At 33.7% G+C, this 5,810-nt stretch carries 7 protein-coding genes; 4 read left to right on the forward strand and 3 right to left on the reverse strand.

Annotated features, from left to right (window positions below):
- A partial coding sequence (locus E1171_RS08975) for a DsbA family protein (protein ID WP_425509610.1) occupies nt 1-368 on the reverse strand: 368 nt, incomplete at its 3' end.
- Between the two features lie 106 nt (nt 369-474).
- The gene (locus E1171_RS08980) at nt 475-1,272 is read right to left on the reverse strand and encodes an XRE family transcriptional regulator (RefSeq protein WP_155205672.1); all 798 of its coding nucleotides are present in this window, start codon (nt 1,270-1,272) and stop codon (nt 475-477) included.
- 104 nt (nt 1,273-1,376) lie between these two features.
- On the opposite strand from E1171_RS08980, the gene E1171_RS23765 reads away from it, so the two are divergent.
- From E1171_RS23765 to E1171_RS08990, 3 genes are all read left to right on the forward strand, one after another.
- Nucleotides 1,377-1,529, forward strand: a complete 153-nt coding sequence (locus E1171_RS23765; RefSeq protein WP_187696356.1) for a hypothetical protein — start codon at nt 1,377-1,379, stop codon at nt 1,527-1,529.
- Nucleotides 1,530-2,035: 506 nt separating this feature from the next.
- Complete coding sequence (locus E1171_RS08985; protein WP_155205673.1) at nt 2,036-2,722, forward strand: DUF6058 family natural product biosynthesis protein; 687 nt, start codon at nt 2,036-2,038, stop codon at nt 2,720-2,722.
- 429 nt (nt 2,723-3,151) lie between these two features.
- Nucleotides 3,152-3,403, forward strand: coding sequence for a hypothetical protein (locus E1171_RS08990; protein WP_155205674.1), 252 nt, complete (start codon nt 3,152-3,154; stop codon nt 3,401-3,403).
- Between the two features lie 38 nt (nt 3,404-3,441).
- Here the strand turns inward: E1171_RS08990 and E1171_RS08995 are convergent, their stop codons facing one another.
- Nucleotides 3,442-4,716 (reverse strand): DUF4831 family protein, encoded by a 1,275-nt coding sequence (locus tag E1171_RS08995; RefSeq protein WP_155205675.1) that lies wholly within the window; start codon nt 4,714-4,716, stop codon nt 3,442-3,444.
- A 358-nt stretch (nt 4,717-5,074) separates the two neighbouring features.
- Here E1171_RS08995 and E1171_RS09000 point away from each other — a divergent pair, with 358 nt between their 5' ends.
- On the forward strand, nt 5,075-5,641 hold the full coding sequence (locus E1171_RS09000) for an acyl-CoA thioesterase (protein WP_155205676.1): 567 nt from the start codon (nt 5,075-5,077) through the stop codon (nt 5,639-5,641).
- Nucleotides 5,642-5,810 lie beyond the last annotated feature (169 nt).

A 5,810-nucleotide genomic window follows, 5' to 3' on the forward strand; every position in this document is an offset into this window, starting at 1 on the left:
TCATAGAAAAGTGCTTTTTGCATATCAGAGGCAAAGGCTAAAGCATCTTTTTCATTTATTTCTTTGAACACTGTTAGGGCAATGCATGCTGGTTCAGAATCGTAGCGGTAACTGCCTTCTTGCAGGAGTTCTTTGAAATTACTTCCAAATTCCACTCCTGTTAACTCTTTGATTCGTGGCATTCCTGGATTAATAATGGGAGCCATTTCATAGATAGGGCCAACGTTACTTCCAACACGCATTCCTCCGGAAAGTACAGAGAAATCAGCTGCTTCCTGATAATAATCGTGGATCTTTTTTACCACCGGGCTAAAACTATAACACCAACCGCACAAGGGGTCAAAAACGTAAATAAATTTGGGTTTCATTCATTAAAAAATTTTCAAAATAAAAAAACTATAAAGGTCCCTTTTACCCTTCAAAAAGGAATTTTAATAAAACTCTTTTTTTATTTTTAATTCAAAGAGGAATTGACTATTTCCTTTTTTTCATTAATTCAAATTGTTGTTTAAGGTCGAATATCTCATTTTCCAGCTTGTTAAACGAACTTTGAAGATCAAAGTTTGGATTACTTCCATCAAAGCTGATTACGCATTTGTATTTGAAAACTTGAACGACATCTTCAGCATATACTTCATAATCGCTGTAGGCTGGATTATCCGATTTTAATCGAAGTCGTCCTCTTTCACTGATTCGGTTAAGTACTCTTTTGCAAACCAAGTCATCTTTTAGAACCACTATATGAATGTAACCATCGATAATGTCAGTAGCCCAATTATCCAACAACTCACCAATTACTAAATCTCCATTTGCAATTCGGGGCATCATTGAGTCTCCCGATATCTCGAAAGCTCTAAATGTACCATTTCTAAAGCGTTGGGAGGGTAGGGTGAAAGCCGGAAGCTCTCGATAGAATTCCGGATCTATCAATCTATCGGCATAACCTGCAGCGGCTTTTGTATCAACTAATACAATGTTCTCTTCCCCATATTGATCCACTGTTATGGTAAGAAGACCATCATGAGAATTTTCTGATTTATTGTTAGTTAAATCATCTCCACCTTCTTTACCTTCTAGAATTACAGAATATGAGGTGTTGCATATTTTGACGAATTTTGTCAAAAAATCTATCGGAGGGTTTTGGTTATTGCTTTCAATAGCGGCAATGGAAGAACGTTTGTAGCCGGTTTTGTGGGCAATGTCGTATTGGGTAAAGCCGTTTTCTTTTCTTATCAGAGCAATTCGCCCTCCTATTGTTGAAATATCTGCCAATTTTTAAAATATTTTGTTGTGATACTTGTCAATGTTAGAATAAATACCAATATTTAGGTGTTAATTATTCTAACAACGACAATCTAACATAAAATCTGATGAAAATGAAAAATCAAATTCAAAATTGTCAGCAAAACATTAGAATTTCCTCATTAAACCCCACATTTAACTTGGAGGCAGTGGTAAAGCGTTACCTGGATTCAAAAGTTGAATCTTTGAATAAGAAAAAGAATGTGTACAATACTTATAAGTCTTGAAATGCCCTAATCAAGCCTTTAGGGTTTCAATTATAGGTGATGTAATTAAGAAAATTAATAATTAGGATTTAGGAGTCTGATATTTGAAAGGCCCAATGAAGTAAACTGTAATTAATGGAGTTTTTTGAGTCTTTTAACTTGGGGGTTGTGGAATTATTCCTAATTATTTGTGATACCTATCTTGAACCTTGATCTGTAAAAAATTTAATATCTCAAGGCGGTTATTTTAAGAGCTGCCGTGGTCCAACTACTGTAATTGGTGTAATTGACCATTTTAGTTCATTTTTAGAGCATTAAGACTCTTTGTCCTAACTTGAAAAAACATTTGAAGTTTTGTCTTAGATGGTCTTTATCCAGCAACATGGTTGGTCTACCCAGCTGAAATTGTTTTTAAAAGGATAGCTTTTATAGTGTAAGAATAACATGTGTTTTTTGGAAACAGAGGGTTTAGAAGTTTTTCTGAACCTTTTTTATAGGTTAAGGTGAATTAAAAAGAGAGAATAAATATGAGTAAAAACCTGAAATATATAAAAGAAAACTATGTCGAATGGAATAAGCTATGTGAATTAGCAAATATTACTTCTGAGGAATTAGGGGTATTAATCAAAAGAGAATTAGTACCAGCACCTTCTTATAGGATAAGATGCCAATATGAAATTTCTTCTTCTCTTGGGGATAAAGAAATTATTGATGAGACGAAAAAATATTTCCCTCATAGCACCATAGAGCTTGTGAAAACCAATAGGCTTCTCTATGATCAATCGAAATTTAAAAAGGAATTTAAAAGAAGCTTTTTTGATTCTTTAAAAAATAATTCCGATAGAGCTTATGCTTATGGCAATATATTTGATAATAATGGAGAAGTAGATGGAGCTAAATTAGCTCAATATTTTGAAAAGGAATGGGAGGCCTATTGTTCTGGAATTTATGGAATTTGTACGTTAAATGCATCTCCATCTGAAATAGTAAAAAAAGAAATAGCTGTGAAAAAGTTAATTAAGTTTAATTTTCAATCCGGAGATAAGAAGCTTAGTGATGAGGAAAGAGAAAAATTGAAAGATTTAAATGAAGAATATAATAAGGTTTCCAATCTTTTTGCTCCTTATCAAAGAGAGGCCAGTAGTAGAGGAAAATATTTGGATGAAATTTTAAAATCTAATTCCATGGAGGAATTCATGAAAAAGTATATTTGATTAATTTCAAAATTACTTTTGTAGCCAAGTTGGTTAGTACTTGTGAGTAAAAGTGGGAGATCAATTGGTAATAACTTTTCCGATATTATTTCGATCAAATCACCTTCCAGTAAATTTGATTTCCTTGGATAGGATATTAAAGCATTTTTAAAATTTAATGTCTTCAATTATAACCAACTTTTAATCTTTGGTTAATCCTTACTTAATGGCTTTGAACTATCTTTGGATTTGTGGGTTATAGATAAAGTGTTATAGATTTTCAATCTTGCTAAAATTCCATGGAAAAGGGGGCCTTGGATTAAAGGAATGGCAAGTAAAACAATATTATTTGGGGTTTAGGGAAAAAGCCCGATTGAAACTGTTCGGCTTATGCCTGGACAGTGCATATTGAAATGTTTTTTGTTTTGTTTTGGACGAAGGGAAAAATTTATGTTGCCTAAAATTAATCAGTTTTTGAATGCGGAGGAGTGGAAAGAATTTAAGCGTTTTCTCAATCATCCGGAATGTATTATTGGTTGTCAAAATAGCGATGATGCTTTACGAAAAAAAGTGATCCAGAGCTTGCACCGAAAGGGTTTTATTCAAAAAGTGGAAAGTAAACAAGGGATTGTATTTTATCAGTTGAAGATGGTGGGAGAAATAGTTGAAAGTGATGAGTTACCAATGAAGAGTGTGTCGTAGAAACACCAAATCTTGCGTTTCTACGATTAATAAATATTTCATAAATTATTATTTCCTACTATTTGTAGGCTATCCTTTCTTTGTTCTAATTCCATTTTTTTAACCTCCCACTCCAATTGTTGTATTTGCTTTTGCTGGGTTGTAGAAACGCTTTTTAGTTGTTCTGCAATTGAAGCGGCCTCTTGACGACCTAAACTTTGATTATTGGCCTCAAATTTAACTAGAGCACCTGTTTTCGTGTCCAGTCGGTAATTCAACTTGTTCTTAAAAAGGCCGATTCTATTTGGAAGGAAGGCGGTAGTGCCAAATTGGGGTATTACTTCAGTAGAGCTGAAATAAATTGAGTTATTCCCTTCAATTTTGAAATTTACAGTGGCAGGAATTCGGTAGAACATTCCTTTTTCATTGGGTTCCTTGTTGTAATTTGTCTTTTTGGAGAAATGGACATAACTGTCTAAGGTCACTTGAATAAGATCTTCATTGTTTCCATTTTGACTAATGCCGGTTTCTGGGGTGAAATAAAATAGTGTTTCACTACCTGCTTTCGGGTTATACCGAAAGATTTTCTTTTGGTAAGTGACGGTTTTATTCCCTGCAATTAGACGTATCAGCTTTTGTTCCTCTTTATTCATTTCTACTATCAATCTCTCCGTTTTTTCAGCTGAAACATCATTTTTTTCCCCTTCCAAAATTAAATCTTTTTTGGCAAGTCGTATGCGATTTATTTCTCGTATTATGTTATCCATAATGGTTGCTTTTGTGGGTTTCTTTGGTGAGTACACATATTTATCCGTAGAGGCCATTAAAGGTACTCCAAATCCTCCTATTAATTGAGCTGTAGTTGTAACTGCTGTTGCGGCTATCTCAGTACTGACTTCTTCTGTGCGTATATCGCCGTTTTTCATGTATCCATTCGGGGTAAGCTCGAAAAAATAACTTTTAGAGAGAAATAGGGCATTTTTTCCTCGAGGTTCAATGTGGTACATTTGGTTTTGATCAGGTAAAACTTGGGGAATAAGTTCAATTTGGTCGATCTTGTAAATCGTTTTGTGACGGTCGGAAATTAGCTCAATTACCCCATCTAAGTTAAAAAAGAGCTCATCTTCCTTTTCTTTCACGAAAAAGGGACCAGGATTAAGCTCTGTTTTCTTTTCTGTGACCAAAATGTCATATTCAATTTTAGGTAAAATGTAAACCAGACCATTTTTTCCTTTGGGTATTTTGCCCGATGAAACTTTTGATACTTGCATACTGGTACATGCCACAAAAAGGAAGGGAATCAAAACAAAAAAAGAAAGTATTAATTTTTTCATGATGTGATAGTTTAAAAAATGAATTGGTTGTCAATTGGATTGGGCTAATTTGCTAAAATTATGGCTTTTTTTGACTTAAACCTTTCCTCATGGAGGGGTATTAGTCGGTTAATTCTAGTTTTTTTGAAGAAATTTTGTAGGTGTTTGAATCTCATGTTTTTATAGGTACTTGTTTCTTTCTATTTAGTTGGAGTTCCTTGAAAAGGCTTTGTATAGAAAACATTTTCACTCTTGAGTCGTAAAGAAAAGGAATTTGGATGTGGGTACTTGTTTTATAACTAATAATAAGTGATTTTTGGTTTTTAACTTTCTTCCTTAGAGGAGGAAAGTGTTTTTTTTATGACAAGCATTATTTTTAATGAATCTTTATTTCAGGCTATTTTTTATATTAATTAAAGGTTGGTTTGTAAATCGATTACCCCAACTGCACGTTTGGAGAACGTCATTTATTGTACTTCCATGGGACTGTGATTTGAATTTTCATTTGACTAATTCAAGGTATTTGAGTTTTGCAGATTTAGCCCGCACTGAGGTGATTATCCGGCTAGGCCTTTTAAGGAAAACTCTCCGTAGGAAATGGGCAATGGTGGTAAGTGCGCAAAATATTACTTATATACGGCCCGTTCCACCTCTTGCTCAATTGGAAATGGAAACGGAGATATTGTGTTGGGATGAAAAGTACTTTTATTTTGAACATAGATACAAAGTAAAGGAAAAACTGTATGCCGTTTCACTGGTAAGAGGAGCGTTCATTAAAGGAAAGGAAGTTATTCCTTTTCATAAGGTGGCGGAATTGATTGGAATTCAGCAACTTTCTCCCCGAAGACCAGAAAAGGTTAAGCAATTGATGGAATTGTTGGCTAAGAAAAAAGTCACTGTCCCTACTAATGAATTTTCATCAAATGGGAAAACGAAGGTATTTTAGTTAAGTGTAGATGATTTGAGATTAAAATTTCTCATTCTAATTAAAATTTTCTTGGATTAGTTCTATAACGAAATCAGCTGGAGAGAGTTCTCTATGAAAAAGGAATAAAGATCTATCCTAATACCAAATACATGATCAAAAAAGGAAAAAAGAAAATAAGATTCCTTTT

This window comes from Xanthovirga aplysinae (assembly GCF_009711365.1).
GTDB lineage: Bacteria > Bacteroidota > Bacteroidia > Cytophagales > Cyclobacteriaceae > Xanthovirga > Xanthovirga aplysinae.